Source organism: Haloferax sulfurifontis ATCC BAA-897, from assembly GCF_000337835.1.
GTDB lineage: Archaea > Halobacteriota > Halobacteria > Halobacteriales > Haloferacaceae > Haloferax > Haloferax denitrificans.
Genome location: NZ_AOLM01000004.1, coordinates 97437 through 124144, shown reverse-complemented (window position 1 = coordinate 124144; position 26708 = coordinate 97437). Strand labels below are relative to the sequence as shown.

Genomic DNA, 26708 nt, shown 5'->3' with positions numbered 1-26708 from the left:
CTGCTCGTCCCGACGAGGTTCTACTCGGACAACACTGCTACTCGTACGTGTACGAGAGGACCTCCGTTCCCCCGGCGTCCCGAATCGTGACCGTGTCGCCGCCGTTGTTCCACACCGCGCCGCCGCGACCCCAGTAGACGTCCTCGTCGGTGTCGGTTCCCGACCCCGTGTGGAGCGTCAGCGACGCGCCGGGGTCGAGTTCGGTCCCCCCGGCGAACGTGTAGGTCGCGCCCGCCGCGTCGGAGACGGTCCACCCCGAGAGGTCGAGTGTCGCGTCGCCGTCGTTCCGGAGCGTGACGTACTCCTCGTTCAGGTTGTCGTTGTCGTTGCCGGGCGCGTCGGCGACGACCGAGACGGAGAGGCCGTCGTCGGTGGTCGCGTCCGCGCCCCCCGCGGCCGCGCCCTCGGTCGCGCAGGACCAGAGGCCGACCCCGCGCTCTCTGGCGTCGCGTTCGGCGCGCTCGTAGCGCTCGCGCTCCTCGAACGAACTCTCGTAGACCCGGGCGTGGCCCTCGGTGATGAGGTCGTAGTTGAACTCCGCGCCGTCGACGACGACGTACGCGAGGAGCCGCCCGTAGTAGCCGCGCTCGCCCGCCTTCTCGTCGTACCGGAGTTCGACCGTCCGGTCGGCGAGCCGGGACTTCGCGTAGGCGCTCGCGTTCTCGCCGGCCGCGCGGAGGCAGGTCCGTCCGGCCTCCGTCTCGGGGACCCCCTCGAACTCGTCGGGCGTGTTCTCGGCGTGGACCTCCGGGGTGTCGACGCCGAGGAGGCGGACCGTCTCGCGCGCGCCGTCCGGCATGACGACTTTGATGGTATCACCGTCGACCACCTCGACCACCTCGACTGTCACGTCGCCCAGGGCGGCCGCGGTCGTCGGCGACCCCGACTGCGACGTCGTCGACGCCGCCGCTGTCGCGGTCGGTTCGACCGTCGTCGTCGCGTCCGCGCCGCCCCCGCCGAGACAGCCCGCGAGGACCGCGAGCGCGACGACAACGAGTGTCGCGGTAGCACGTCTGACCATTCGATTCACCGTTTGTCAGGGAACCGTATAAGTAGGTGCGTCCGGGTTGCCCGAATCCGAACTCGTCGAATCGCCAGACAGCGGCCTGTATCATATTTCTGTTACAAAGGTTTAAATTCACGCTCCACCAGAAACCTTTTAATGGAACGTCCGAGCCGGCAGCGTCAACGAGAGGAGGAGGCAACGGCACAAGAGGACGAGCAAGTCAACTGCCCGGAGTGCGGTTCTGACCAGATCGTCACGGACGCAGACCAGGGGGAGTTGGTGTGTGACGACTGCGGCCTCGTCCTCGACGAGCGACAGATCGACCGCGGCCCGGAGTGGCGGGCGTTCAACCACTCCGAGCGGCAGTCGAAGTCGCGCGTCGGTGCGCCCATCACGGAAACGATGCACGACCGGGGGCTGACGACGACCATCGACTGGAAGGACAAGGACGCCTACGGCCGCTCGCTTTCGTCCGAGAAACGCTCGCAGATGCACCGCCTGCGCAAGTGGCAAGAGCGCATCCGGACGAAGGACGCCGGCGAGCGCAACCTCCAGTTCGCGCTCAGCGAAATCGACCGCATGGCCTCGGCGCTCGGCGTCCCGCGGTCGGTCCGCGAGGTCGCGTCGGTCATCTATCGCCGCGCGCTCAACGAGGACCTGATTCGCGGCCGCTCCATCGAGGGCGTCGCCACGTCGGCGCTGTACGCCGCGTGTCGTCAGGAGGGCATCCCGCGCTCGCTCGACGAGGTCGCGGAGGTGTCGCGCGTCCCGCAGAAGGAGATCGGCCGCACGTACCGCTACATCTCGCAGGAACTCGGACTCGAACTCAAGCCCGTCGACCCCAAGCAGTTCGTCCCGCGGTTCGCCTCCGCGCTCGACCTCTCCGAGGAGGTCCAGGCGAAGGCGACCGAGATCATCGACGTGTCCGCCGAGCAGGGCCTGCTGTCGGGCAAGTCGCCGACCGGCTTCGCCGCCGCCGCCATCTACGCCGCGTCGCTTCTCTGCAACGAGAAGAAGACTCAGCGCGAGGTCGCGGACGTGGCGCAGGTGACAGAGGTCACCATCCGAAACCGCTACCAAGAACAGATCGAAGCGATGGGTTTCCGCTGAGCGTCGGCCCGTAGACCCGACCGGACCCGGCTCGCCGTCACCGATTGAGACCGTCGAAGACGCGCAGTTTCAGTTTTTCACGAACACCACGACCGACCGCCCCCAGAGGCCGGTGTCGTACTGGTGTGCGACGTAGCCGTCGAGGAGCGGCGCGACCGTCCCGCGCTCGTCGGCGGGCGCGATGACCACCGGCGGAACCGACGACCGGGCTTCGAGCGCCTCGGGCGTCGCCGCCGATGTCGAGTCGGCCCCGAGTCGCTCGACGTACCACGCCATCGGGAGCCGCTCGCCCCACGCCTCGGGGACCGGCGGGTAGTCGGCCGCGCCGTCGGCGACGTACATCGAACTCCCGTAGTAGAGCACCTCCGGGGCGTCGTCGTCGGTCGGTCCGACCCACGCCGAGAGGTTGTCGCGGAACGACGAGAACTCCTCCGACGGCTGGGCGAACTGCGCGAGTTCGGCGTCGCGGTCGCTCGGGGCGTACACCTCGCTCGACGCCACCGCGCCGGTCTGGGCGACGAGCGCGAGCAGGACGACGACCGCGGCCGCGACGCGGGGCGCGTCCCGTGAGTAGAAGGCGCGACGGCCCCAGCGGACGAGCGCCGCGAGGCCGACGCCCGCCGGGAGCGCGAGCGGGACGACGACGTAGACGCCGAGCCACGGCGCGGACACCTCGGTCAGCATGGGGACGAACGCCAGCGACGCGCCGGCCCAGTAGACCGCCGCCGACACCTCCGAGCGCGGCCCGCCGGCCGTGTAGCGGTCGACGAGGAAGACCGCCGCACCGAGGACGACGACCGGGAGCGCCGCCAACGCGAGCGTTCCGAGGAGGTCGCCGAGATACGGGAGGTACTCGTGGGTCCCCTCGGGGTAGCGGTCGACGACGCGGACGCCGACGAAGCGACGGACCGAGTCGAACAGCGCCGCGTCGATTGCGCCGAGCACCGTCCCCGGCGTGTAGAGACCCGCGCCGTCGGTGTCGCCCGCCCGCGGCGCGAAGGCGAAGACGTAGACCGCGACGAAGACGAGGGCCGAGCGAGCCGCGGGGGTCGCCGCGCCGCGGAGTCGGGCGGCGTACTCGCCGAGGCGCATCGCGGCCGGGCGCGCCGACGGGAGGAGCGCCGCGTGGTCGAACACCAGCAGTCCGGCGACGCCGAGACAGCAGAGGGCGACGACGCCGAGCCCCGACGAGGCGACCGCGAGCGCGACGGCCGCGGCGAGTCCGTAGGCGTTGCGCCGCCCCGCGCCGTCGACGAGGCGGAGCGCGAAGCCGAAGGCGACGAGCGCGAAGCCGACCGCGAGCACGTCGCCGCGGGCGAACCGCCCGTAGTAGACGAGGATCGGATTCGCCGCGAGGACGGCCGCGAACCCGAGGGTCTCGTCGTCGGCGAGGCGGTCGCGGAAGAGGAGCGCGGCGAGCGGGAGCGCCGCGCCGAACAGGGCAAAGGGGAGGCGGAGCGCGAAGTCGGTCGCGCCGACGAGCGCGAGCGACGGCCGCGAGAGGTGGTAGACCAGCGGCCCGCCGGCGACGGGGCGATACGAGAGGAAGCCGGTTTCGAGCGACCGGAGGCTCCAGTAGCCGACGCGGGCCTCGTCCCAGTGGAGCGGCCGGTCGCCGAGGCCGACGAGGCGGACGACGAGCGCCGCGGCCGCGAGCGCGACGACGGCGAGCGCCGTCCGGTCGGGACGCCGTCCGGCGCGGGAGGGGGTCATGAGGTGACGTGACGCGCCGGACGGCAGAAAGGTTACGACTCGCGGAGGCCCCCCGGCCCGCCCCTTCGAAAGCGTCATCCCCGCCGACCGGTAGCACTCCGATATGTCGCTCATCGAGTCGCTACCCCCTCGGCCCCTCGAACCGCAGGAGCTGACGTCGCTGAATCGCGCGGACGCGTTCGACCTCGTCGTCGCCGTCGAGGACGACGGCCCCGCCCGAAGCCTGCTTTTCGCCACCGACGCGTGGGTCAAAGGCGTCGCCTACGAGGACGACGCCGGCTGGTCGGTCGTCGAGACGGTCGCACTCGACGGCGAGACCGAGCGAATCGACGGACTGCAGACGTGCGAGGAAGCCGTCCTGTCGTTCCGAGGCGACGGGAACGAGGAGTAGTATTAACCGCGTTCCGAACTAAGTATAATCCGTCATGTACAGCGAAATCCTCGTCCCCACCGACGGAAGCAAGGCCGCCGAACGCGCCATCGACCACGCCCTCGACATCGCGGAGACGTACGACGCGCGGATTCACGCCCTGTACGTCGTCGACACCAGCATCTACACCTCGCTCGACGCCGGCGCGGACGTGGTCATCGACGCCCTCGAACGGGAGGGCGACGCCGCGACCCGACACGTCCGCGAGGCCGCCGAGGAGGCCGGCATCGACGTGCAGGCCGAGGTCGTCACCGGGACCGCCTACCGCTCCATCCGGGAGTACATCGACGACCACGACATCGACCTCGTCGTCATGGGCACCCACGGGCGCACGGGCCTGAGCCACTACCTCCTCGGGAGCGTCACCGAGCGCGTCGTCCGCACGTCGCCGGTGCCGGTGCTCACCATCCGACTGGACGACGAAGACGAAGACGAGGCGGACGCCGACGAGAGCGCGGACGCCGACGCCGAGGCTGAGGAGTAGTCCGAACCGCGTGTCGTCGCGGTCGGCGACGGGGTCGCCGCGGCTTTGATAAACAGTTTTGGTGCGGTCGCGCATACGCCGCGGTATGACCGAGTACACCGTCGAGTTCGTCGGCACGGGCGAGACCATCACCGTCTCCGACAAGCAGACCATTCTCAAGGCCTGCATCGAGGAGGGCATCGCACAGGAGTACTCCTGCCGCGTCGGGATGTGCCTCGCGTGCTCCGCCGAGATTCTCGAAGGCGACGTCACCCAGCCCGCCGCCCGCGGGCTGACCGACGAGGAGGCCGAGCGCTTCGCGCTCACCTGCATGGCCCGCCCGCAGAGCGACCTCAAACTCGACCGCGGCGTCTACCCGCCGAGCATCGAGGGCGACGCCGCGGCCGCCGGCACCGCCGCTGACGACGACTGACGACGGGTACTCACCGGGGCCGGTCCGCCGGCCCGCGTTCTCCGCTTCGTACCGAGTCGCCGAGCCGACGCGCCGGTCCGACGTACTCGCTCGGCTCGCAATCTGCCCGCGGACCGCGTCTCACGCCTCGCTCGTCGCCGCGCAGTTGTTCGGTCCCAACTCGACGTCGAACGCCTCCTCGTCGGTCAGCGAGTCGCGCCCGAGGTTCGTCTCGATGATTCGCTCGTAGTTGGCCGGCCGCGGCGGCATATCCGAGCAGACGAACGAGACGAACGCGTCCTCGTCCATCGCGAGCGCCCCGAGTCGCTCCCGGAGCGCCCCGAGTTCGGCGACGTACGCGCCGTCTCCGTCGGGGACCGTCCGCGGGCCGCGGTGGGCTGGCGCGACCAGCGTGTCGTCCGCGAACTCGCCGTACCGTTCCGTGAGCGTCGCGTGAAGCCGTCTCGCGGCGTCGGTCGCGCCCTCGTCGCCGTCTTCGAGGTCCGGGCGGGCGACGCTCTCCAAAAAGAGGCTGTCGCCCGCAACGAGCAGGTCCCCGAGGCGGAACGCGGTCATCTCGGTCGTGTGTCCCGGCGCGTGGACGGCGACGAGTTCCGCGTCGCCGACGCCGACGGGCTCGCCGTCCGCGACGAGTCGCGCGTCGAAGTCGAGGCCGCGGTCGGTCGCGCCCGCCGGGAGGACGGCGGTCGCGTCAGCGCGCTCTGCGACCGCTCTGACGCCGCTGACGTGGTCGGCGTGGACGTGGGTGTCGACGGCGGCGACGACGTCCGCGCCGCGCTCGCGGGCGTCTGCGACGTATCGGTCCGCGAACGCCCGAAGGGGGTCGATGACCACGGCCTCGTCGCCGCCGACGACCAGATAGGCGAGACAGCCGCTGGAGGGGCGGTCGTACTGGAGGACCGTCGCGTCCGCGTTCCCGACCGAGAGTTCGCGGGCGCGGTAGACGCGCGCCCAGCCGTCCATGCCGGTTTCGAGGTTCTCGGCGGGGACGCCGGCCGCGGAGAGCAAGTCCGCGACGTGCGCGCTCGACCGACCCTCCGCGCAGACGACGACCACCGGCGAGGGCGCGCCTCGGAACTCCGCCGCGAGTTCGTCGACCGTGCCGCGAATCTCGGCCTGCGTGAAGCGAATCGCCGGAATCTGCGTCGCGGTCACGGCCGCGCCGTCGACGCGCCACGCTTCGAACTCGTCGCGGTCGCGCACGTCGAGCACCGTCGTGGGGTCGCCGCGGGCGAGTCGGGCCGCCAGTTCCTCGGGAGTCATACGCACACGATACGCGCGCCGGTCGGAAGAACGCTCCGCGGGCCGAAAAGAGAGCGGAGCGTTCGCTACTCGGTCGTTCCGCCGTCGTTACTGAGACGGCGCGACGGCGGTTCGTCGAAGTCGAACTCGTCGACGACGTCGCCCGGCGGGCCGTCGACCCCACCGGCGGACGGGGCGTCGGAGCCCGGTTCCGGTGAGGCGTTCGACCCGTCAACGCCGCCCGTCTCGCCGCCGCCGAGGCGGTCGGCCGCGTCGCGAATCGAGAGCACCTGCTCGGTCTGCGAGCGGTTGGCGTCTGCGATATCGCCGATTTGGTCCGACACGGTGGTCGCGCGGGCGGTCGCGTCGTCGACCATGCCGGCGACCTGCTCGGCGCTCGCGGCCTGGTCGTCGGTCGCCGAGGCGACTTCGCCGACGCCGACGGTGGCCTGTTCGACCGCGGCCGAGATGTCGGAGAGGCTCCGCATCACGTCTTCCCCGCGGTCGATGCCGTCGTACAGTCGCCCGGTCGTCTGCGAGAGGCTGTCGATGGTCTCCTGCGCCTCGGTCTGGATGTGTCCCACCGTGCCTTCGACCTCGGCGGCGCGGGCCTGCGACTCCTCGGCGAGGTTCTTCACCTCGCTGGCGACGACGGCGAATCCCTCGCCCGCGTCGCCGGCGCGGGCGGCCTCGATGGAGGCGTTGAGCGCGAGCAGGTTCGTCTGTTCGGCGATGTCGTTGATGGCGTCGAGCACCTCGTCTATCTCCGCGATCTGGTCGTGGAGTCGCTGGACGTCCTCGGAGGCCGTCTCCGCGGCCTCGCTCACGTCGCGCATCACGTCGATGGCCTCGTCGGCCGCGTCCTCGCCCTCGGCGGCGCGCATGGCGGCGTCGGCGCTGGTCCGCTCAACCTCCTCTGCGGTCGCCGCGATCTCCTCGACGGTCGCGCTCATCTCGGACACCTCGGCGGCGACGGTCGCCATGTCGTCGGCCTGCGCCTGCGCCGTGGCCTCGATGTCGTCGGTTCGCTCCGTGACCTCCTCGGAGCTCCGCAGGAGCGACTCGACGGGGGCGCTCACGTCGGCTTCGACCTCGTTGGCGAGGGCGCGCCGACGCTCGGCGGCCTCGCGCGCCGCCTGACTGTACGAGTGGATGTACGTCTCCATCGCCACCTGCTGGTCGAGAGACAGGAGCTTCAACACGGGGAGGACGCGCGCGACGACCTCGTCGACGGCGGCTTCGACCCGGTCGTCGCCGCCGCCGAGCCCGCCCGAAACGCCGGACACGCCGCCGAGAAGTCCCGAAAAGAGGCCGCCACGGTTGCCGTCGGCGTCGAACTCGGTGTCGGCATCGCTCCCGGCCGTGTCGCCGCCGGTGAACTCGGCTTTCACCTCGTCCGCGACGGCACCGAGAATGCCCTCGTAGTAGACCGAGTACGCGCCGAGGTAGAACTTCGGCCCGAGGTCTATCATATCGTGTAACTTCCCGATGCGCGCCCGCTTGGCGAAGTAGTCCCCGTCGTACTCGCCGCGGCCGAGTTCGCGGAGATACGTGGCCTGGTCGGCCTGTAACATCTCGGTCGTCTTCGTCGAGCGACCGAAGAACTTCCCCGTCGCGTGCTCGCCGAGGTGGTCGTAGAACTCCGCCGCGAACTCGTCCGCAAACTCGTCCAAGAGCGGTTCGAGGTCGCGCAGGCGACGTTCGTCTCCCTCCGAGAGCCGAACGAACGATTTCCGTCGGTCGATTTCCGCCGCATCGATATCCAACTGCGAGAGAAGTGCGTCTCCGTCGACGCGCGCTCGCGCGCCGGCGTCGACTTGCCCCGAGGAGTCTGCCATATACTTTCTTCAACGGACACCGGTATTTCAACCCTCTCCGCGGAATATCACGAATGATACCGGGATTGATTGCCGTGAGAATCCCACATTCGCCGACCGGTCCGAACGTTCAGGTGACTGGCGAGCCGATATCCGGCATGGACGCCGATTCGTTCCGCGAGTCAGTCGAGACGGCGAAGCGAACCCAACTCGACCGGCTCGGCTCGTCGAAGCTCCTGTTGGCGCTGACCGAGGCGGACCTCTCCGAACCGGCGGTGCTCCGCGCCGCCGCGTACTCCGAGCACGCGGCCCGCGGGACGTTCGCGGCGTGGGCCGCAGACGAGGCCGACGCCGAAGCGAGAGCCGCCTTCGAGGCCACCGCGACCCGAGAGGCCGAACATCTCGACCGCGTCCTCGACGCCCTCGGCGAGGACATCGACCTTCCCGACGAACCCGGCGTGATGCACGCGTACCTCCGCGGGCGCGAGGTCGCTATCGAGCGCGCCGCCGCCGGGATGGTCGGCCGCGGCCTCGTCTCGGTTCGGACCCACACGCAGGTCATCGGCTTCTTCGTCAACGAGGCCGACGAGCCCCGCGCCGACCTCTTCCGCGAGTTGAAAGCCGAGACCGAAGAGACGCTGTCGGCCGGTCTCGACCTCCTCGACGACCGCTGTGCGACCGACGCCGACTGGGAGCGCGCCCGGATGGTCGCAGAGTACGTCGTCCAACTGGCGTACGACGACTACGCCGACGGCCTCGCCGAACTCGGCGTCGACCCGAAGCCGCTCTGCTGAGTCGCCGCCGCGACGACCGGCCCGCCCCGCACTGCCCAGCCCCGCGCCGCCGACCCAATCTATTCGTGTCCCCGAGTGGTAGCCGGAGGTATGACTTCCGAGGTTCGCGGGCGCGTCGAGGCGCTGTACACCGCGCCGTCGAAGGCCGAACCGATGGCCTCCCACGAGGCCGTCTCGGTCGCGCCGGGCGGCATCGAGGGCGACCGCTACGCCGACGGCGACGGCTTCTACTCGGCGACCGACGGCTGTCCGGTGACGCTCGTCGACGCCGCGGTGCTGGACGACGCGGCGCGCGAGTACGACCTCGACCTCGCTGGCGGCCGGCACCGCCGGAACGTCGTCGTCCGCGGCGTCGACTTCGCCGGTCTGCTCGACGCGACGTTCGAACTCGGCGGGGCCGAACTTCGCGGCACGAAGCTCAGGCCGCCCTGCGCGCACCTCGCGGACCTCGTCGGCGACGACGACGTGGGCGACGCGCTCCGCGAGTCCCGCGGCGGCATCTGCGCGGGCGTGCTCGCGCCCGGCCGGGTCGCGGTCGGCGACGACCTCCGCGTGACCGAAGCGAACCCGCGCGAACTGGGCCGGCAGATAGCCCGGCGACTCGGCGGCGACGCGGTTGCGGGCGACGGCGACGACGCCGCGGCGAGCGACGAGGAACCGCACGGGAGCGGCCACGAATGACCGGGGGAGACGATACCGACGACGTGGCCCCGACGGCCTCGACCCCGGTGGAGCGCGCGCACGCCGCGCTCGCGTCGCTCCGGGTCGAGGGCGACAGCTCGGCGTCGACCGCAGACGCACCTGCGAGCACGGCCCCGGCGGTCGCCGTCGCTCCCGGCCGCGTGAACCTCGTCGGCGGCCACACCGACTACAACGACGGCCTCTGCCTCCCGATGGCCGTCGACCGCCACGTCGCGGTCGCGGCCCGCCCGAGAAGCGACGACAGACTCCGCGTCCGCGCCGCCGACTTCGACGAGACGGCCGAGCTCGCCCCCGACGACGACCCCGACGGGTGGGCGGCCTACGTCGCCGCGGTCGCGCGCGTCCTCCGCGAGGACGACCCAATCGGCGGCGCGGACCTCGCCATCGCATCCGACGTGCCCACGGGCGCGGGACTCTCCTCGTCGGCCGCGCTCGAACTCTCCGTCGGTCGCGCGCTCCTTGCGGTCGCCGGGCGCGACCGCCCCGCCGCCGACCTCGCGCTGGCGTGCTGGCGGGCCGAACGCGAGGGCGTCGGCGTCGAGTGCGGCATCCTCGACCAGTTTTCGGCCGCGCTGTGCGAGGCCGACTCGGCGCTCTTTCTCGACTGCCGGAGCCGCGAGACCGAGTCGGTCCCCCTCGGCGACGGCGTCGGCGTGCTCGTCATCGACACCGGCGTCTCCCACGAACTGACCGAATCGGGCTACAACGACCGCGTCCGCGAGTGCGAGGCGGCGCTCGACCGCCTGCGCGAGCGCGCCGACCGCGACCTCGACTCCCTGCGCGACGTGGACCGCGCCCTCCTCGACGCCCACGCAGACGCGCTGGACCCGGTTCACTACCGCCGCGTTCGGCACGTCGTGACGGAAAACGAGCGCGTCCGACGCGCCCGCGACGCGCTCGTCGCTGGCGACCTCGACCGCGTCGGCGACGCGATGCTCGCGGCCCACGACAGCCTGCGCGACGACTACGAGGTGAGCTGTCCGGAGCTCGACGCGGCGGTCGAACTCGCCGCCGAGACGCCGGGCGTCTACGGCGCGCGGATGACCGGCGGCGGCTTCGGCGGAAGCGCGGTCGCGTTAGTCGACGGCGACGCGCTCGACCAAGCCGCGCGCGCGATTCGAGCCGCCGCCCCCGAGCGCGTCGGCCCCGACGCCGACGTGTTCGCCTGCCGTCCCTCCGCCGGCGTTCGACTGGTCGACGAGAGGTGAGGAGACGAGCCGACGGCTCCGCGTGCGAGGTCGGAAAAATGGAAACGCGGGTCCGTGAGTCCTGCTGTGGTTTCGGTTCGGCTTACGCCTCGTCGGACGAGGCGAATCAGAGATTCACCGGTTCGCCGAAGCTTACGACTCGTCGAATCGCGTCGAGCGAAGCCCGACTGATTTGACTTCGGCTTACGCCTCGTCAAACAGCGTCTCGCCGTCGACCATGTGTTCTTCGACGGTGTCCATGTCCAGCGTCACGCCGAGGCCCGGCTTCTCCGGAATCTCGATGTAGCCGTCCTCGATGACCGTCTCCTCGACGAGGTCGCCCCACCAGCCCAGCTCGTAGGAGTGGTATTCGACCGCCAGCGAGTTCGGAATCGCCGTCCCGACGTGCGCCGACGCCATCGTCGCCACCGGCGACGACACGTTGTGCATCGCGACCGGCACGTAGTACTGGTTCGCCACGTCCGCGATCTTCTGCGTCTCGCGCATCCCACCGACCTTCGGCATGTCCGGCGCGACGATGTCCACGGCCTGATTCTCGATGAGCCGGCGAAGCTCCGTCACGCGGTAGCGGTTCTCGCCGACCGTGATGGGCGTGAGCGTCGACTTCGTGACCTCTTCCTGCACCTCGAGGTTCTCCGGCGGCACGGGGTCTTCGAGCCACCACACGTCGTAGTCTTCCAACTCGGCCGCAAGGCGCTTTGCGCTCCCGCCCGAGAACGTCCAGTGGCAGTCGAACGCCACGTCCGCCTTGTCCTTGACGCGCTCTGTCACCTTCTCGACGATTTCGGCCTTGTGCCGAATCTCGCCGGGCCGCAGGTGGCGGTTCGCGCGGTCCTTCTCGAAGCCCGACGGCACGTCGAGGTCGAATTTGAGGGCGTCGTAGCCGAGTTCGTCGACCACGCGCTCTGCCTCGTCGGCGCACGCCTCGGGGTCGGCCTCCTCTTCGGTGTGGCAGTCGCAGTAGACTCGCACCTTGTCGCGGTACTTCCCGCCGAGAAGCTGGTAGGCCGGGATGTCGAGAATCTTGCCCGCGAGGTCGTGAAGCGCGATTTCGATGCCCGCGATGGCGGTGACCGTGACGCCCTCGACGGAGCCCTCACCGGACATCTTTTGGATGAGATGCTCGTACAGGCGGTCGATGTCGAGGGGGTTCTCGCCGATGACGAACGGCTTCATGCGCTCGATGAGTTCGGGAACGCCCGCGCCCCAGTAGGCCTCGCCGGTGCCGACGACGCCCGCGTCGGTGTAGATGCGGACGAGCGTCCACGGGAAGTTGCCGTCGATCATCGTCGTCTGCACGTCGGTGATTTCGACGTCGCGGCCGCCGCCGCGCTTGGCCGTCACGCCCATCGTCTCCGCCGACAGCTCTCGCATCGTGTACTCCGCGTTCGGATCGTGTAAATCCGCGTAGTTCTTACCCATGCAGAGTGGTTTACTCGGACGTTAGTAAAGTTTTTCCGACCGAGACATGTCTCCGCTCGGGACTCGGGGGACCGGGAGCGAAGTCAGACCGGCGCGCGTCGGTCGAGGGAGTCGCGGAACGTCTCGCGGACGAGCGCGTCGAGGTCGGCGGGGAGACCGAGGCGGCGGAGGTCGGTGTCGGGGTCCGCCTCGGGGTCGGGGTCGATTCCGCGGCGGCGGACCGCGAGGAGCCGCCAGAGATACGCGAGTCTGAGCAGACGCATCGCGTCGGGGACGTCGGCACCGCTTCTGACGCGGTAGGTCACCCACGCGGAGTCGGGCAGGACGTGGTGCGGGTCCGCGAGCCCGTCGGTGAGAAGCACGTCGCGGACGCGCCTCGTGAGCGCGAGGTCGACGACGCCGGCGTCGTGGACGTGGGCGATTTCCCTGCCGGCGACGACGAACTCGGTCCCTCCGAAGCGGTGCGGCGCTGTCTCGACGCCGGGCCAGCGCGAGACGCGCGAGATGATTCTGTCGATGGAGGCGGTCATTCAGTGACTGTACGCGCTCCGAGAAGATAACTACAGAGCCGGAGGCCCCGAGACGCGGCGTCTTTCGACCCGAGTTCGACACCACGTAGCCCGACGATAACCACAGGATTTCCGGACATTCTGTTCACGGTGAGTGTCCGTCGAAAATAGACCCTCAGATTGGCGTGGTATTCGCGGATTAACATGGGTTAGGAACGCGAATGTTCGCATCCGGTGATGGATTCGAGCAGTTCCTCCGCGGTCCGGGGCGCTCTCTACCGGGGAAATTTCGGAGCGCGACGCCGAGCGGTAGACGATTCGTAACGAAGCCCTCGGAACGCAAATAACAGGTCGAACCATGTCTCTGACCCCCACCGATGTACCAACCCCGAGAACCGACTCCGACCACCGGGAGGTCAGGCGATGAATCTCGGCCAGCTCGGCGTCGGCGTCGTCGTCCTCATCATCGTCGCGTTCGCGCTCCTCTCCGGCGGCGTGAATACGCCCGAGACGCCCGCGCCGGTCGACGACGCCGACAGAAGCATCGGCGCCGACGTGGCCGGCCCCGACGCGGACGACGCGCCGCCCGAGGACCCCGACCCCGGAATCGAAGCCGAACCCGTCGTCGCCGGCGACGACGGGGCCGACGACTCGGGCGACGACGGCACCGCAAACGAGAGCGAAAGCGAGAGCGGGACGTTCGAGACGGTCGAGACCGGCGACAACGACACCGACTCGGCGACGAGGACGACCAGACCGCGCGGGAGCCCGGTCGGCGTCTCGAACTACAATGACGACGACTCGTCTTCGGACGATTCGAGTGACGACTCCTCGACTGACAACAGCGCGGACGACTCGTCTTCAGATGATTCGAGTGACGACTCCTCGACTGACAACAGCGCGGACGACTCGTCTTCGGACGATTCGACCGACGACAGCGCGGGCGACTCGACCGACGATAGTGCAGACGACTCGACCGACGATAGTGCAGACGACTCGACCGACGACAGCACCGATGACTCGTCTTCGGACGACTCGAACACCGACGACACCGGCGACGACTCGGGTGACGACATCGGGATGTGCACGGTCTGAGCCGCCTCGGAGTCACCCCCGAAACACTCGCCTTGCTCAGCTGTAGCGACCGGGCACCGCGACGACGCGGCCCGCTCAGTCGACCAAGAGATTGAGGGCGTAGGCCGTCCGGAGCACCGACGCGGCATCGCCGCGGGGAAACACCAGTTCGTCGGTCTCGCGGACGTGGTCGAGCACGCCCGGCGAGGAGTGTTCCGGAGCCGCCGCGAGCCCGCACTCGTTTTCCGCGGCCCACTGCATCACGTCGAGGTCGGACTTCGAATCGCCCATCACGAGGACGAACGGGTCGTCCACCCCGAGCACGTCGAGCGCGGCGCGGACCCCCGCCGCCTTGTTCAGGTCCACCGCGGAGAGTTCCGCGGCGTCGGCGTGGTAGTACGCGACCGTCACGCGTTCGAGGGTCCGTTCGACGTCCTCGGGAATCTCCGCCTCCGACTCGGGAAGCCCGTCGCGGTCGTCGAGCACGTCGCGTATCTCCGGGTCGCGCGCCGCGAAGTACGCCCGCGCCCAGTCGGGGCCGGCGGGGTCGTCGGTGAGCGCCTCGCCGAGGAGGTCAAGCAGGTAGACGAGCGCGCCGTCGATGACCGCCTCGGCGTCGTCGCTCCCGGTCTCGAAGTTCGGTTTGAGCGTGACGTTGAACTCGTTGCCCTGCAGGTGAACGCCACCGCGGAGCGCGTCGGGGAGGTCGCGGATGACGCGCCCGCGGACCGACTCGAACACCGACTGCACCGAGTCGTCGAGCGTCTCGTAGAGGAGGCGCTTCGTGTCCGAGCCGTGACCGGGCGTGAAGACGCCGGTGCCGGCCTCGTAGACGATGCTCACGTCACCCGAGTGAACGAGTTCGTTGCCCAGCCCCTGAATGGCGAACCCCTTGACGTTCTCTAAGGTCTGGCCGGTGCAGATGACGATGGGAACGTCCCGCTCGTGGAACCGGGTGAGGAGGTGGAGCACCTCGCGAGGAATCTCGTTGTCCGTCTGCCCCGCGGAGCGAAGCGTCTCGTCCACGTCGAGGACGAGCGCGTTCACTTCTCGCCCGTACTTCGTGTAGAGGTCGAGGGCCGTGAAGGCCTGGTCACGCGTCGCGCGCGCGGCGAGTTCGGCGTAGCGGTCGCCGTCCGAAAGCGCGCGGCGAATGCGGTCTTTCTTCGCCGTGAGTTCGTCGTCGACCGCCTGCCAGTGCGACAGCGCCACCGGCGAGCCGAGCGGCGGCAAGAGGTCGACGAAGTCCTGTGCGTCCCGGACCGCGTCCGCGTCGAAGTTCCCGTACAGTCTGTACAGGAGGTCGTACCGCTCCATGACTCGGGGTCGTCACCCAACCGCATTAAACCCGCATGGGTGCCGGTTCCCCCGCGGCGTCTCGCCGGCGGAGAGACGCGCCGCCGACGGTCGGTCGGCCCCGCAACTCTGATACCGACCCGCCGACGACGTGTGCACATGGCACACTGGACCGACAGCATCGTCGGCGACCGGATGACGGTGGACCGCGAGTTCAACGAGCAGGTGATGAACTCCCGGTTCAACAGTCAGGAGTGGGGTCTCATCATGACGGCGACCGAGTTCGAAATCGAGAACGCGGACGACCCCGAGGCGGCGCGCATCGTCGCCGACACGGAGAAGGTCCCGCAGATTATCCCCGAACTCGACAACATCCGCAGTCAGATGGGCGGGATGGGCGGCGGCGGAGACGACTCCTCGTCCGCCGGCGGCATCGTCGACTCCATCAAGGGCGCACTCGGGATGAGCGGCGGCGGAAAGAAGGGCGAACAGGAGAAACTGGAGGCCGCAGAGCGACTCACGCAGGCGTACGCCGACGAACTCCAAGACCACCTCGAAAAGAAGGGCAAGTGGAATCAGGTCCGGGTCAGCTACCTCGAATAGCCGGGGCGTTCCGGCGGTTGCGTTCGCGCCCGGCGTCTCAGTACTCGTCGCCGGCGTGGAACAGCGTTCGCTCGCTCGCCTCGTAGATGTTCATCAGTTCGTTGATAAGTTCGTCGTACTCCTCGTCTTCCTCGCGGAGCGCGTCGAGTCGGGCGACCGTCTCGTCGTCGAGGTGAATCTGCGGCATACCTACACCCACGCCGCGTGACACCTTAAGCGACGTGGGGCGGCGGATTCGACTGCCACCGAGCACCGAGAGCGCCGCCGCTGGGCGGGACACGTATCGAAACGAAAAACCGGCGGTGTGCCGGGTGGAGACGACGGCCGGTGTCGGTCCGAGTGCGGACGCGACGAGCGCTCGACGGTGAACGTGCCACCGCCCGCGCGGCGTTACTTGAACAGCGACTGGCCGGCGCTACCGGAGACCTCGGTCAGGTCGGCGTGCACGTCGGCGATGCGCTCGCGGATGTCGCGGCCGGCGACGCGGGGGTCGAACACGTCCTTGTTCGGCGACCAGTCGGTCTCGTTGAAGAACGTGTCGCGGGCGTCCGCGACGCCCTCGGGCGGGACGATGGCGTTCGGTTCCTCGGTGTAGCGGTCGTAGGCGGTGCGCGTGTACTCGTACTGGTAGCGGGTGTCCTTGTTGACCTTGCAGATGCCGTGTTTGAGCATCTCCTGCAGTTGGTCGGGCTGGACGCCCGAGGAGCCGTGGAGGACGAGCGGCGTGTCGAGGCCGTGGTCGCGCAGGGCCTGCCGGATGTCGTTGGCGAGGTCCGGGCGGAGTTCGAGGTCCTTGCCCTTGGCGACGCCGTGTTGCGTGCCGACGGAGATGGCGAGCAGGTCCGCGCCCGTCTTCTCGACGAACTCGACGGCCTGCTCGGGGTCCGTGTAGAACGCCTCTTCGGCCTCGATTTCGTCTTCGACGCCCTTTATCTGGCCGAGTTCGGCCTCGATGAGGACGTCGGAGTCCGCGGCGTCGACCATCTCGACGACCTCGCGGCTCGTCGCGACGTTCTCGTCGAACGGCTCGTGGGAGGCGTCGATCATGATGGACGACGGGATGTCGAGTTCGATCTGTTTCTCGATGAACTCGAGGTCCGTCTGGTGGTCCATGTTGAGGAAGACGCCGATGTCGTACCGCTCGGCGATGGTCTCGATGTAGTTCCCCATGGCTTTCAGGCCCGCGACGGCGTCGCCGTCGCCCGCGAACCGACAGGCCCCGCCGCTCATCTGCAACAGGAGGTCCGAGTCCATCCGGTCGGCTCCCTCCATGAGACCCATCATAATGTTCGGCTCCGCGATGTTACTCGCGATGAGGCCGAATCCTTCGTCGAGCGCCTCGTCGTACACTGTGGCGAGTTCCTCCCCGCCGTAGAACGGCATTATGCGTTCACCTCGGTTTCGTCAACGACTGCGAGACTAATAATGTATGGGAAGTGAGTTTCGATTCTGCACGTTTTCGTTTGTTCACGTTCGAGTTAATTTTCATCGGGGGATGGAGCGCCGCCGCTGACGGGCGGGGGAAAAACGAGAAACCGTCGGCGGGAGTTACGAGAACAGCTTCTTCAGCCGGGCGAACAGTCCCTTTTCGGGGTCGCCGCCGCGGCGCACGGGTTCGTCCGAGTCCGCGGCGTCGCCGGACGAGTCGTCGGCGTCGGCACCGGCCTCGGCGTCCTCGCCGTCGTCGCCGCTACCGAACGTGACCGAACCGGTCTTGCCGGCCTCGGCGAGTTCGACGGCCTTCTCCACGACTGCCTCGGCGTTGTTCACGCCGTCTTTGACCGTCCCCTTGAGGACGAGTTTGCCGTCGAATCGGTCGCGGCTGACCGAGGTGTCCGAGGTGATGATGACCGCGTCGGCCTCGGCGATGGCGTCCGAAGACAGTTCGTCCTGCGTGCCCATCGCGCCCTGGACCTCGACGTCGATGTCGTGGCCGAGGCGCTCGCCGGCCTGCAAGAGGTTCTCGGCCGCCATCTGGCTGTGTGCGATTCCGGTCGGACAGGATGTGACTGCGACGAGTTTCATAGCTCTAGTGTAAGGATTTCCGCGACTTCAGCCTTGGTGTCGGCCTGAAGGACGCGCTCTGCGAGTTCGCGGGCGTCCGCGGTGTCGGTCTCCGTGACGGCCGCCTTGACCTGCGGCACCGTCACGGCGCTCATGCTCAGTTCGTCGAGGCCGAGCCCGACGAGCAGTTCGGTGAGGTCCGGGTCGCCGGCCATCTCGCCGCACATGCCGACCCAGCAGTCCTCGCCCTCGGCCGCCGAGACGGTGGCGTCGATGGCGCGGAGGACCGCCGGCTGTCGGTAGTCGCCGAGCTCGGAGACGCGCTCGTTGCCGCGCTCGGCGGCCATCACGTACTGCGCGAGGTCGTTCGTCCCGATGCTGAAAAAGTCCACGTGCGGCGCGAACTGGTCGGCCATGAACGCCGCGGCGGGCGTCTCGACCATGATTCCGAACTCGGGCAGTTCGTTCGCGACGCCGTCGGCGTCGAGGTCCGCGGCGACCGACTCGAACCGCTCGCGGCCGGCGCGAAGCTCCTCGACCGTCGAGACGAGCGGGAGCATCACCGACAGGTTCGCGCCGTCGGCGCTGGCCGCCGCGCGCAGGAGCGCGCGCACCTGTGTCTCGAAGAGGTCCGCGTCCGGGCCGAGCGACCGGCGGATGCCGCGCTCGCCGAGGAACGGGTTCTCCTCGTCCGGCAGGTCGAGGTACGGCACCGGCTTGTCGCCGCCGATGTCGAGCGTCCGCACGACGACGCGCCCGCCGTCGAACGATTCGAGCGCCTCGACGTACGCCTCGTACTGCTCGTCTTCGTCCGGCGGCGACTCGCGGTCGAGAAAGAGGAACTCGGTGCGGAACAGACCGACGCCGTCGGCCCCGCGGTCGACGGCCGGCCCGAGGTCCGCCAGCGTGCCGATGTTGGCGGCGACCTCGATGTCGACGCCGTCTGCGGTCTCGACCGACTCGTGTCGGACGTCCACGTCGGCGGCGGCCGCGGCGGCCTCCTTGCGCTCGTCGGTCGGGTCGACCACGAGGTCGCCCGACTCGCCGTCGACGACGACTTCCGCGCCGTCCTCGACGGACTGGAGTTCCTCGCCCACGCCGACGATGGCCGGCAGGGCGAGCGAGCGCGCGAAGATGGCCGCGTGGGAGGTGCGGCCGCCCGTCACCGTGACGAAGCCGGCGACGCGCTCCGGGTCGAGTTGCGCTGTGTCGCTCGGCGTGAGCCGTTCGGCGACGACGACGCTCCCCTCCGGCAGGGACGAGAGGTCGACGCGCTCGCCGTCCGAGAGGACGCGCACGAGTCGGTCGCGCACGTCGCGGAGGTCGTCGGCGCGCTCGCCCATGCGACCGCCCATGTTCTCGAACTGCTCGACGAACTCGGAGAACGTCTCCTGCACGGCGTGTTCGGCCGGGAGCCCGCCCTCGATGGCGTCGGTGACGCCGTCGGTTATCTGCGGGTCGTTGAGGAACTGCACGTGCGCGTCGAACACCGCGGCCTCCTCCTCGCCGACGCGTTCGGCGGTCCGCTCGCGCTCGGCTTCGAGTTCGTCCTCGGCGGCCGCGCGGGCGTCCTCGAAGCGCGCCAGTTCGGCGTCTTCGTCCACGTCTTCCGGTGCCGGCGGCTCGGGGAGGTCGGCGTCCGGTCGGTACCAGACGACAGTGCCGACGCCCGAAAGCGGTGTCACGCCGATGCCGGAGAGGGTTCGTTCGGTCATGGCTTACTGTTTGGCTTCGGGCGTCGAAAGGATATCCTCTAGGGCGTCGAGTGCCGCTTCCGCGTCGTCACCCTCGGCGACGAGGCGCACGGACTCGTCGTGGCCGACGCCGAGACCGGTGACGGCCAGCATGCTGGCGGCGGGGACGAGGTCGTCCTCGTCGGCGCGGCCGAGCTGTACGTCGGCGTCGAACTCGTTTGCGGTCTCGACGAACTGCGAGGCTGGCCGGGCGTGAAGCCCGTCTTCGGGGACGACCGTGACGGTCCGCTCCATCACTCGACCACCTCGGCGAGCACGTCCTGGACGGTCTGTTTGCTCTCGGCTTCGAGGAGCTTCTCGCGGACGTCCTCGTGCATGAGCGACCGCGAGAGGGCGCTCAGAATCTGCAGGTGGTCCTCGCCGCCCGCCGCGGGGACGAGAATCATAAAGAGGAGCTTCGCCGGCTTGTCGTCCATGGCGTCGAAGTCGATGCCCTCGGTCGAGCGCGCGAAGGCGACCGTCGGCTTCGAGACGGCGTCGGTCTTCGCGTGGGGGATGCCGATGCCGAAGCCGACGCCGGTCGTCGCCTCCTCCTCGCGTTCGAGGAGGGCGTCGAGCGCGGCGTCGCGGTCGTCGACGCGACCGGCGTCGACCGCGAGGTCGAGGAGGAACTCGATGGCTCCCTCCTTCGTCGCCGGCGGCTCTTCGAGCGAGATCAGTTCGAGCGGTGTGATGGTGCTGATGTCAGTGACGTCCATTGTATTGTGCTTCGTTCGAGTACGGAAAGATTAGTTCGGTTGTGGTCAGTCGTCGGAGCTCTGGGCCGCGACCTTGGCGTCGAAGTTCGGCTTGATGGCCGTCGCGATGACGGCCGTGACGATGGAGCCCAGGAGGATGCACGCGACGAACATGAACGGCTGGTTCGACAGCGGAACCACGAAGATGCCGCCGTGCGGTGCCGGCATGTTCACGCCGAGCGCCATCGAGGCCGCGCCGGCGACGGCGCTCCCGGCGACGACGCTCGGAATGACGCGGGCCGGGTCGGCGGCCGCGTACGGAATCGCGCCCTCGGTGATAAAGGAGAACCCGAGGAGCACGCCGCTCTTGGCGTTCTCGTACATCTCGGCCGCGTACTTCTGCGGCGCGATGAAGTTCGACAGCGCGAGGCCGATGGGCGGGACCATGCCCGCGATCATGACCGCGGCCATCGGTGCGGTGACGCCCTCGGAGATGAGGCCGACGGAGAACACGTAGGCGACCTTGTTGATGGGGCCGCCCATGTCGGCCGCCATCATCGCCCCGAGGAGAGCCCCCAGAACGATTGCCTGTCCGCCGCCCTGCATGTTGCTCAGGAACGCGGTGAGTCCCGCGTTGGCGATGGAAATCGGGACGCCCAGCACGAACAGCATCACGGGCGTGAGCACCGCGGTGGTCGCCACCGGGATGAGGAGCACGGGCATCATCGGTGCGATGAACTCCGGCACGTCGCGCTGTTTGAACCAGCGCGCGACGATACCGGCGAGGAACCCGGCGACGATTGCGCCGAGGTAACCCGCGCCGGCGGAGCCGCCCTGAAGGCCGATGACGTCACCGGCCGCCTGCAGGACGTTGCCCTGCTGGATGATGTACGACAGGATAAAGCCCGGTGCGAGGCCCGGTCGGTCGGCGATGGCGTACGCGATGTACGCGCCGAGGACCGGAACCATCAGCGTCAGCCCAGCGACGCCGATCTGCGCGAGGAACCAGCCGGCGGTCCCCGTGCTGTTGAATACGTCTTGTACGTTGTTCGAAAGCGAGGCTACCGCGTAGCCCAGCGCGAGAAAGATTCCGCCGATGGTCACGAACGGAATCATGAACGATACCCCGGTCATCAGGTCCTCCTTCACCGACGTGAGGTAGGACCGAACCGCGTCTTCTGCGTCGTTTGCCATAGTGTTGCCACCCCTACGAAAGAACGTACGCAAATGTGCTCAAAAACCCTTTCGAATATGAACGTTACTGCGCGCTTTAGTCGTTAATAAACGTTTATACGAGAATCACCGAGTCCGAACGGTCGTCACCTCGACGTGCATCTCGTTCGTCAGCACGTCTTCGAGGTGCGGGACGCGGGTGCCGGCGACGCCGACGACGCGCGCGGCCGTCAGGACGCCCATTCGGAGGGCGTCAGCGTCGGACAGCCCGTGTTCGCGCGCGGCGAGGAAGCCCGACATGACCGCGTCGCCCGCGCCGACCGTGTCGACGACCTCCACGTCGAGCGCGGGCGCAGAGAGCACCTCGCTGTCGGTGACGAGGAGCGCGCCGTCCGCGCCGAGCGAGGCCAACACGTACTCGAACCCGCGCGCGTGAAGCTCCTCGGCGGCCTCGACGGCGTCGGCTTCGGTCTCGACCGTTCGGCCCGTCGCCGCCGCGAGCTCGGAGCGATTGGGTTTGCAGACGTAGTAGTCGGCGTCCAGTTCGGCGAGGTACTCGCCGCCCATGTCCACCGCGATTTGCCAGTCGCCCGCGCGAGCGAGCCTGTCGACGTCGGAAAGCGACATCCCCGGCGGGAGACTGCCGCCGACCAGAAGCGTGTCCGGCTCGTTCGCCTGTGCGGTTTCGACGAGTTCGTCCACGTCGGCCGGCCGAATCTGCGGACCGTTGTGATTGAGTTTGTACTCGCCGTCTTCCGCGAGCACGGTCGTGTTCAGCCGCGTGTCCGCGTCGATGGTGACGAAGTCCGAGGCGATGCCGTCGGCGTCGAGTCGGTCGCGGACGAACTTCCCGAAGTGGCCGCCGAGAAAGCCCGAGGCGGTCGCGTCGGCGTCGAGCGCCGAGACGTACTTGGCGACGTTGATACCCTTGCCGCCGGCGGTGAACACCGCGTCGTCGGTCCGGTGGACGACGCCGGTCTGAAGCGGTTCGTCGAAGTGAATCGTGTGGTCGACTGCTGGGTTCGGGGTGACTGTGAGAATCATCGTGCAACTCCGTCGACGACGGTGACGCCCGCGCTCTCTATCTCCTCTCGGGAGTCGGCGTCGAGCGTCCCGTCGGTGATAAACAGGTCAATATCTTCGAGTGATGCGAACTGGACGAAGCTCCGTCGGCCGAGCTTCGAGAGGTCGGCGACGAGGACGACCTTCGCGGCCTTTTCGACCATCAGCTCTTTCATCCGCGCTTCGTCCTCGTTCGGGGTCGTGAGGCCGGATTCGACGTCGAACCCGTTCGTGCCGAGGAACAGCAAATCGAAGTTCGTCCGCTCCATGAACGACTCCGCGGTCGGCCCCACGAGCGCCTTCGTCCGCCGGCGGAGCGTCCCACCGGTGAGTTTGACCTCGTTGTCCTCCTCGTTCAGTTCGATGGCGAGCCGCGGCGAGTTGGTGACGCCGAGTATCGTCCCGTCCTTGGGGACTTTCCGGGCCACCTCCATCGTGGTCGTCCCGGCGTCGAAGAACACGACTTGCCCCTCGGCCAGTTCTTCGACCGCGCGGTCCGCGATCGCGCGTTTCCCTTCGAGATTCTGTACTTCCTTCTGGCCGTAGGTCTGCTCGCGCCCGACGGAGGTCACGGGGACGGCCCCGCCGTGCGACCGCTCGATGAGCCCACGGTCTTCGAGTTCGCGCAGGTCGCGCCGTATCGTCGCCTTCGAGTAGCCGAGATGTTCGGACAGCGACTCGACCGACCGACCGTCCGAGTCGGAGACGAGTTCGACGATGCGGCGTTTGCGCTCTGCTGGTAACATCGGTGGCGATTCCTCGTTAGGTGGAAGATAGGTCGGGGAGTAGTGTTAATTGTTTATGTTGGATTCCGCCCGTATCTGTTCGAAACGGACGGATTCCACACAGGAACGAAAACGGGGTGTTCGTGGGTGAGAAAACGATCAGAAACGAAAACGAGCGTGTTCGAAACGAACGTCGAACCGCCGATTCGGTGCGTCGCCGGCGCTCAGAGACGGTCGAGAACCGCGGCGGTCACGTCCTCAGTGGAGGCGTCGCCGCCGAGGTCCGGTGTGCGCGGCCCGTCGGCGAGGACGCCTTCGACGGCCGACCGAACGCGGTCGGCTTCGTCCTCGTAGTCGAGGTAGTCGAGGAGCATCGCCGCGGACAGAATCGTCGCGGCCGGGTTGGCGATGCCCTCGCCGGCGATGTCGGGCGCGGAGCCGTGAACCGGCTCGAACAGCGCGGCGTCCGGGCCGATGTTCGCCGAGGGGAGCAGTCCGAGGCCGCCGACGAGGCCGGCGGCGAGGTCCGAAAGCACGTCGCCCGCGAGGTTCGGACAGACGACGGTGTCGAACTGCGTGGGGTCCAGACAGACGCGCGTCGCGAAGGCGTCCATCAGGACCTCTTCGGCCTCGACGCCGCGCTCGTCTGCGACCGAGACGACGGCGTCGCGGAAGCGACCGTCCGTCTCGCGCATCACGTTCGCCTTGTGGGCGACCTGGAAACTGCCGCCCTCGCCGCCGACGTAGTCGCAGGCGTACTCGGCGAGTCGCTCGGACGCCGAGGTGGTGACGACGCGCGTGAGCGTCGAGAGGTCCTCCGAGAGGCGGTCCTCGTGGCCCGAGTAGACGCCTTCGGTGTTCTCCCGGAGGAAGACGAGGTCCGTCTCCGGACGCAGGGCGTCGACGCCGGGGTAGGCCTTCGCCGGGCGGACGTTGACGAAGGAGTCCACCGCGGTCCGAAGCGGCAGGATGACGTCCGCCGCGGTCTCGCCGGCCGCGCCGAACAGCGTCGCGTCCGCCTCGGCGGCGAGGTCGTAGGTCTCCTGCGGGAGCGCCTCGCCCGTGGCTTCTTTGACGTGGTCGCCGGCGTCGGCCTCGACGAACTCGAAGTCGCCGACGGCCTTCAGCACGTCAACCGCCGCCGGGATGACCTCCGCGCCGATGCCGTCGCCGGGGATGACGACGATTTCCTCAGTCATCGACGTAAGGCAGGGCGGCGGCTTTCTCGGCGACCGCGTCGGCGTTCGACTTCATGAGCGCCGTCGTGTCCCAGACGCCCTCGGTGAGCGCCTTCCTTTGTGCGTCGTCGACGGTCACGTCCACGGTGGTGTCGCCGTAGGTGACCGTCTCGTTTTCCACGTCCACGTCGATGTCAGCGTCCGGGTGCTCGTCGACCCAGTCCTGCAGTTCGGTGATGGTGTCGTGGTCGGCGGTGACCGTCGGAATGCCGAGCGCGAGGCAGTTGCCCGCGAAAATCTCGGCGAACGACTCGCCGATGATAGCGTCGATGCCCCAGCGCATGAGCGCCTGCGGGGCGTGCTCCCGAGAGGAGCCACAGCCGAAGTTGGCGTTGACGACCATGATGGAGGCGTCCTGGAACTGCGGCTCGTTCAGCGGGTGCTCTTTGGGTTCGTCGTTCTCGTCGTAGCGCTGGTCGAAGAACGCGAACTCGCCGAGGCCGTCGAACGTGACGACCTTCATGAACCGCGCCGGGATAATCTGGTCCGTGTCGATGTCGTTGCCGCGGATGGGCACGCCGGAGCCGAACGCGGAGTCGATTTCGGGAATCTCGTCGGTCATGCGGTGGTCACCTCCTTCAGTTCGCGCACGTCAGTCACTTCCCCGGTGATGGCCGCCGCGGCGACCATGCGCGGGTTCATCAGGACGGTGCGGCCGTCTTTCGACCCCTGCCGACCGATGAAGTTGCGGTTCGACGAGGACGCGGAGGCCTCGTCGCCCTCCAGTTGGTCCTCGTTCATGCCGAGACACATCGAACAGCCCGCCTCGCGCCACTCGAAGCCGGCGTCCTTGAATATCTCGTCGAGGCCCTCCGCCTCCGCGGCGGCCTTGACGCGCTGACTGCCGGGGACGACCATCGCGCGAACGCTGTCTGCGACCTGTCGGCCCTTCACGACCTCCGCCGCGCGGCGCAGGTCGGGCATCCGGGCGTTCGTACACGAGCCGAGGAACGCCACGTCGATTTCGTAGCCCTGCATCGTCTCGCCGGGCGTGACGCCCATGTGCTCCTGGGCCATCCGGGCGGTGTCCTGCTTTTCTTCGGGCAGGTCCTCCGGGGCCGGAATCGGCTGGGTGATGCCGACGCCCTGTCCGGGCGTGGTCCCCCACGTCACGACGGGTTCGAGTTCGGAGCCGTCGATGGTGACGACGTCGTCGTACTCGGCGTCCTCGTCGGAGCGGATGGACTCCCAGTACGGCTTGAGTTCGTCGAACCGCTCGGGGTTCTCCTGGAAGTACTCCGTGTCTTTCAGCCAGTCGTAGGTGGTCTCGTCGGGGTTGACGTAGCCCGCGCGAGCGCCGCCCTCGATGGACATGTTACAGATGCTCATCCGACCCTCCATGTCGAGGTTCTCGATGGCCTCGCCGGCGTACTCGTAGACGTAGCCGACGCCGCCTTCGGTCCCGAGGCGACGGATGATTTCGAGGATGACGTCCTTGGCCTCGACGCCGGGGCCGAGTTCGCCCGTGACCTCGATTTTCCGGACCTTCTTTTTCTCCATCGCGACCGTCTGGGTCGCAAGCACGTCGCGAATCTGGCTCGTGCCGATACCGAACGCGAGCGCGCCGAACGCGCCGTGGGTCGAGGTGTGGCTGTCGCCGCAGACGATAGTCATGCCGGGCTGGGTGAGTCCCTTCTCGGGCCCGATGACGTGGACGATACCCTGCTCGCCCGACGTGGGGTCCGAGAAGTTGATTCCCGCGTCGCGGACGTTCTGTTCGAGTTCGGCCATCATCTCTTCGGCGGCGTCGTCGCGGAACGGCCGCGACTGGTCCGACGTGGGGACGATGTGGTCGACCGTCGCGTGCGTCCGGTTCGGGTAGGCGACTTCGAGGTCGCGCTCCTGCAACATGCCGAACGCCTGCGGGCTCGTCACCTCGTGGATGAGATGGAGGCCGCAGAACAGCTGGGTCTGGCCGGTCGGAAGCTCCGAGACCGTGTGTTCCTCCCAGACCTTGTCGTACAGCGTTCCCTCACTCATGGCGGTCACCCGGTACGACGCTGTCGTCGCGGCCGCGTTCCCAGACCTGGTTCGCGCCCTCGCCGTTGCGGGGCGTGTGGTCGACGTCGCCCATCGTTTGGGTCTCGGTCGCGTCCCCGTCCGTCGCCGCGGGCGTCGAGTCGCTCCGACCGCCGTCGGTGACGGCCGGGCCGCGCTCGTAGACCGTGGTGAACGTCTCGCCCGTATAGGGGTTCGTGTGGCTGATGTCTCGCATTCGGTCTGTCGTGTCGTCGCGTGTCATTGGTGTCGTGT

At 68.6% G+C, this 26708-nt stretch carries 29 protein-coding genes; 9 read left to right on the top strand and 20 right to left on the bottom strand.

The annotated features are described in order from the left end of the window. Nucleotides 1-37 precede the first annotated feature (37 nt). A complete protein-coding gene (locus tag C441_RS02955; RefSeq protein ID WP_007273716.1) occupies nucleotides 38-1021 on the bottom strand; it encodes a lamin tail domain-containing protein in 984 nt (327 codons plus the stop codon). Between the two features lie 141 nt (nucleotides 1022-1162). Here C441_RS02955 and C441_RS02950 point away from each other — a divergent pair, with 141 nt between their 5' ends. Continuing rightward, the gene (locus C441_RS02950; protein WP_004043457.1) at nucleotides 1163-2116 is read left to right on the top strand and encodes a transcription initiation factor IIB; all 954 of its coding nucleotides are present in this window, start codon (nucleotides 1163-1165) and stop codon (nucleotides 2114-2116) included. Between the two features lie 69 nt (nucleotides 2117-2185). Here the strand turns inward: C441_RS02950 and C441_RS02945 are convergent, their stop codons facing one another. Beyond that, nucleotides 2186-3829 carry a flippase activity-associated protein Agl23 gene (locus C441_RS02945; protein ID WP_007273715.1) on the bottom strand — a complete coding sequence of 548 codons (1644 nt, stop codon included), beginning with the start codon at nucleotides 3827-3829 and terminating at the stop codon, nucleotides 2186-2188. Between the two features lie 103 nt (nucleotides 3830-3932). Between C441_RS02945 and C441_RS02940 the strand changes: the two genes are divergently transcribed. The 3 genes from C441_RS02940 (at nucleotide 3933) to C441_RS02930 (ending at nucleotide 5155) form a co-directional block, all read left to right on the top strand. Continuing rightward, on the top strand, nucleotides 3933-4220 hold the full coding sequence (locus C441_RS02940; RefSeq protein WP_007273714.1) for a hypothetical protein: 288 nt from the start codon (nucleotides 3933-3935) through the stop codon (nucleotides 4218-4220). Nucleotides 4221-4254: 34 nt separating this feature from the next. Continuing rightward, a complete protein-coding gene (locus C441_RS02935) occupies nucleotides 4255-4743 on the top strand; it encodes a universal stress protein (protein ID WP_007273713.1) in 489 nt (162 codons plus the stop codon). Nucleotides 4744-4828: 85 nt separating this feature from the next. After that, a complete protein-coding gene (locus C441_RS02930) occupies nucleotides 4829-5155 on the top strand; it encodes a 2Fe-2S iron-sulfur cluster-binding protein (RefSeq protein WP_004969999.1) in 327 nt (108 codons plus the stop codon). Between the two features lie 120 nt (nucleotides 5156-5275). Here the strand turns inward: C441_RS02930 and C441_RS02925 are convergent, their stop codons facing one another. Then, a complete protein-coding gene (locus tag C441_RS02925; protein WP_007273712.1) occupies nucleotides 5276-6418 on the bottom strand; it encodes an MBL fold metallo-hydrolase in 1143 nt (380 codons plus the stop codon). A 65-nt stretch (nucleotides 6419-6483) separates the two neighbouring features. Further along, entirely contained in the window at nucleotides 6484-8235 is a 1752-nt protein-coding gene (locus C441_RS02920; RefSeq protein ID WP_007273711.1) for a globin-coupled sensor protein, read from the bottom strand. A gap of 137 nt (nucleotides 8236-8372) precedes the next feature. On the opposite strand from C441_RS02920, the gene C441_RS02915 reads away from it, so the two are divergent. The 3 genes from C441_RS02915 (at nucleotide 8373) to galK (ending at nucleotide 10918) form a co-directional block, all read left to right on the top strand. Further along, nucleotides 8373-9008 carry a hypothetical protein gene (locus C441_RS02915; protein ID WP_007273710.1) on the top strand — a complete coding sequence of 212 codons (636 nt, stop codon included), beginning with the start codon at nucleotides 8373-8375 and terminating at the stop codon, nucleotides 9006-9008. A gap of 90 nt (nucleotides 9009-9098) precedes the next feature. Beyond that, the gene (locus C441_RS02910; protein WP_007273709.1) at nucleotides 9099-9689 is read left to right on the top strand and encodes an MOSC domain-containing protein; all 591 of its coding nucleotides are present in this window, start codon (nucleotides 9099-9101) and stop codon (nucleotides 9687-9689) included. Beyond that, nucleotides 9686-10918 (top strand): galactokinase, encoded by a 1233-nt coding sequence (galK, locus tag C441_RS02905; RefSeq protein WP_007273708.1) that lies wholly within the window; start codon nucleotides 9686-9688, stop codon nucleotides 10916-10918. Before C441_RS02910 ends, galK begins: the two co-directional genes overlap by 4 nt. 183 nt (nucleotides 10919-11101) lie before the next feature. Here galK and C441_RS02900 read toward each other — a convergent pair whose 3' ends face one another. Both C441_RS02900 and C441_RS02895 read right to left on the bottom strand, forming a co-directional pair. Then, nucleotides 11102-12340 carry a mandelate racemase/muconate lactonizing enzyme family protein gene (locus C441_RS02900; protein ID WP_007273707.1) on the bottom strand — a complete coding sequence of 413 codons (1239 nt, stop codon included), beginning with the start codon at nucleotides 12338-12340 and terminating at the stop codon, nucleotides 11102-11104. An 83-nt stretch (nucleotides 12341-12423) separates the two neighbouring features. Next, nucleotides 12424-12870: a luciferase domain-containing protein gene (locus tag C441_RS02895; RefSeq protein WP_007273706.1), complete on the bottom strand. Its 447-nt coding sequence runs from the start codon at nucleotides 12868-12870 to the stop codon at nucleotides 12424-12426. Nucleotides 12871-13272: 402 nt separating this feature from the next. Between C441_RS02895 and C441_RS02890 the strand changes: the two genes are divergently transcribed. Continuing rightward, complete coding sequence (locus tag C441_RS02890) at nucleotides 13273-13944, top strand: hypothetical protein (protein ID WP_007273705.1); 672 nt, start codon at nucleotides 13273-13275, stop codon at nucleotides 13942-13944. Between the two features lie 75 nt (nucleotides 13945-14019). Here the strand turns inward: C441_RS02890 and C441_RS02885 are convergent, their stop codons facing one another. Continuing rightward, a complete protein-coding gene (locus C441_RS02885; protein WP_007273704.1) occupies nucleotides 14020-15240 on the bottom strand; it encodes an HAD family hydrolase in 1221 nt (406 codons plus the stop codon). A gap of 138 nt (nucleotides 15241-15378) precedes the next feature. On the opposite strand from C441_RS02885, the gene C441_RS02880 reads away from it, so the two are divergent. Next, nucleotides 15379-15822, top strand: coding sequence for a DUF5799 family protein (locus C441_RS02880; RefSeq protein WP_007273703.1), 444 nt, complete (start codon nucleotides 15379-15381; stop codon nucleotides 15820-15822). Between the two features lie 37 nt (nucleotides 15823-15859). Here the strand turns inward: C441_RS02880 and C441_RS19795 are convergent, their stop codons facing one another. From C441_RS19795 to C441_RS02820, 13 genes are all read right to left on the bottom strand, one after another. Beyond that, complete coding sequence (locus C441_RS19795; RefSeq protein WP_004970780.1) at nucleotides 15860-16009, bottom strand: DUF7557 family protein; 150 nt, start codon at nucleotides 16007-16009, stop codon at nucleotides 15860-15862. Nucleotides 16010-16212: 203 nt separating this feature from the next. Then, nucleotides 16213-17205, bottom strand: a complete 993-nt coding sequence (gene fba / locus C441_RS02875; protein ID WP_007273702.1) for a class II fructose-bisphosphate aldolase — start codon at nucleotides 17203-17205, stop codon at nucleotides 16213-16215. Nucleotides 17206-17370: 165 nt separating this feature from the next. Then, complete coding sequence (gene ptfB / locus C441_RS02870) at nucleotides 17371-17847, bottom strand: fructose PTS transporter subunit IIB (protein ID WP_049920391.1); 477 nt, start codon at nucleotides 17845-17847, stop codon at nucleotides 17371-17373. Continuing rightward, complete coding sequence (gene ptsP, locus C441_RS02865) at nucleotides 17844-19541, bottom strand: phosphoenolpyruvate--protein phosphotransferase (protein WP_007273700.1); 1698 nt, start codon at nucleotides 19539-19541, stop codon at nucleotides 17844-17846. The genes ptfB and ptsP overlap by 4 nt, the downstream gene beginning before the upstream one ends. Before the next feature lie 3 nt (nucleotides 19542-19544). After that, nucleotides 19545-19814: a phosphocarrier protein HPr gene (ptsH1, locus tag C441_RS02860; RefSeq protein WP_004970774.1), complete on the bottom strand. Its 270-nt coding sequence runs from the start codon at nucleotides 19812-19814 to the stop codon at nucleotides 19545-19547. Further along, the gene (gene ptfA, locus C441_RS02855; RefSeq protein WP_004970773.1) at nucleotides 19814-20278 is read right to left on the bottom strand and encodes a fructose PTS transporter subunit IIA; all 465 of its coding nucleotides are present in this window, start codon (nucleotides 20276-20278) and stop codon (nucleotides 19814-19816) included. The genes ptsH1 and ptfA overlap by 1 nt, the downstream gene beginning before the upstream one ends. A 45-nt stretch (nucleotides 20279-20323) precedes the next feature. Further along, a complete protein-coding gene (ptfC, locus tag C441_RS02850; RefSeq protein ID WP_007273699.1) occupies nucleotides 20324-21451 on the bottom strand; it encodes a fructose PTS transporter subunit IIC in 1128 nt (375 codons plus the stop codon). A gap of 105 nt (nucleotides 21452-21556) precedes the next feature. Then, nucleotides 21557-22474 (bottom strand): 1-phosphofructokinase, encoded by a 918-nt coding sequence (pfkB, locus tag C441_RS02845; protein ID WP_007273698.1) that lies wholly within the window; start codon nucleotides 22472-22474, stop codon nucleotides 21557-21559. Further along, nucleotides 22471-23238, bottom strand: coding sequence for an HTH-type transcriptional regulator GlpR (gene glpR / locus C441_RS02840; protein WP_007273697.1), 768 nt, complete (start codon nucleotides 23236-23238; stop codon nucleotides 22471-22473). Before glpR ends, pfkB begins: the two co-directional genes overlap by 4 nt. 203 nt (nucleotides 23239-23441) lie before the next feature. Beyond that, a complete protein-coding gene (gene leuB, locus C441_RS02835) occupies nucleotides 23442-24416 on the bottom strand; it encodes a 3-isopropylmalate dehydrogenase (RefSeq protein ID WP_007273696.1) in 975 nt (324 codons plus the stop codon). Continuing rightward, the gene (gene leuD / locus C441_RS02830; protein WP_007273695.1) at nucleotides 24409-25017 is read right to left on the bottom strand and encodes a 3-isopropylmalate dehydratase small subunit; all 609 of its coding nucleotides are present in this window, start codon (nucleotides 25015-25017) and stop codon (nucleotides 24409-24411) included. Before leuD ends, leuB begins: the two co-directional genes overlap by 8 nt. Further along, nucleotides 25014-26435 carry a 3-isopropylmalate dehydratase large subunit gene (gene leuC / locus C441_RS02825; protein ID WP_007273694.1) on the bottom strand — a complete coding sequence of 474 codons (1422 nt, stop codon included), beginning with the start codon at nucleotides 26433-26435 and terminating at the stop codon, nucleotides 25014-25016. Before leuC ends, leuD begins: the two co-directional genes overlap by 4 nt. Continuing rightward, on the bottom strand, nucleotides 26428-26697 hold the full coding sequence (locus C441_RS02820; RefSeq protein WP_007273693.1) for a hypothetical protein: 270 nt from the start codon (nucleotides 26695-26697) through the stop codon (nucleotides 26428-26430). Before C441_RS02820 ends, leuC begins: the two co-directional genes overlap by 8 nt. Nucleotides 26698-26708: the final 11 nt, after the last annotated feature.